Source organism: Streptomyces niphimycinicus (assembly GCF_018883605.1).
GTDB lineage: Bacteria > Actinomycetota > Actinomycetes > Streptomycetales > Streptomycetaceae > Streptomyces > Streptomyces niphimycinicus.
Map to the genome: position 1 here is coordinate 1 of NZ_JAHLEM010000620.1, position 1,147 is coordinate 1,147.

The following is a 1,147-nucleotide window of genomic DNA, read 5'->3' on the forward strand; positions in this document are numbered from 1 at the left end:
ACAGATCGGCGGAGGGCCGGAGCGAAGAGCTCCGGCCCTCTGACGTTTCTCGGCTCTCAGTCCTCAGGACGAGAAGAGCATGTGCCCGAAGCCCCGCTTGTGGTGGCCGTGGTGGCCGTGGTGGCCGCCGTGCTGCGGCGCGCCCCACGCGGGCGCGGGCGCGGCCGGGTACCCCTGCGGGCCGGGCGCGGCGGGCGGCATCTGCTGGGTCCACTGCGCCTCAAGGCGGGTCAGCGCCTCCAGCTCCCCGTAGTCCAGGAAGATCCCCTGGCAGCCACTGCACTGCTCTATCTGGACGCCATTGCGGTTATACGTGTGCATCGGCGCATGGCACTTGGGACACTGCATGGTCCGCTCAACTCCTCATGCTTCGGACAACAACGTGCCGGAACATCCGTCCGGCCGCGTGGCCTTCACCCTACGGCCTCCATGTACCTGGCGATGCGGACAGCCGCCTCCACCATCGCCTCCTCGGCCTCGTCCAACGCCCGTCCGGCGGCCGCCGCTTTGGCGAGCGCGAGCGCGGCGGTCTGGACGGTGAGGGCGCGGGCGGGCACGTCCAGCCGCGGCCAGGGGTCGCCCTGCCCCGCGGCGGAACCGCCCGCCGCCCGGTACGCCCCCAGAAACCGGTCCCAGTCCTCGGGGGCGAGCAGCCCGGCGGCGTACCAGGCGGCGGGCCGCGCGAGGTCCCAGGCCGGGTCGCCGAGGCCGAGGTCGTCGATGTCGATGAGCCGCCAGTCGGTGGCGCGGTGGCGGATGAGCTGACCGAGGTGGAGATCGCCATGGCAGAGGCTGTTGGCGTCCTGGCGGTCGGCGCGATCCCGGCGGCCCCCGTGATCCCCCCGGCCTCCGTGATCCCCCCGGCCTCCGTGATCCCCACGGTCCCCGCGGTCCGTGCGATCCAGGTCCGCGCGGCCTGTGCGGTCTGTGCGGTCGGTGCGGTCCACGCCCCGTGCCCAGCCCGGCAGTCCGGCCCATGCGTGCAGCACGGCCCGGATGGCCATGCTGTCGGGGAGCTCCGCCGCCCGCAGCCGGGCGATCGCGCGGGCCGCCTTGACCGGGCCGCGCATCGCCGGGAGCGGGCCGGGCAGTTCGGCGACCGGCACGGCGTGCAGCCGGGCCAGCAGCTTCCCCGCCTCGACCCACG

The 1,147-nt window shown here is 74.5% G+C and carries 2 protein-coding genes; both read right to left on the reverse strand.

Going from position 1 to position 1,147, the window contains the following annotated elements; all coding sequences use genetic code 11:
* Window positions 1-63: 63 nt before the first annotated feature.
* A complete protein-coding gene (locus tag KN815_RS38095) occupies window positions 64-348 on the reverse strand; it encodes a TFIIB-type zinc ribbon-containing protein (RefSeq protein ID WP_216346393.1) in 285 nt (94 codons plus the stop codon).
* A gap of 65 nt (window positions 349-413) precedes the next feature.
* On the reverse strand, window positions 414-1,147 hold a 734-nt coding region (locus KN815_RS38100; protein ID WP_253209489.1), incomplete at its 5' end, for a phosphotransferase family protein.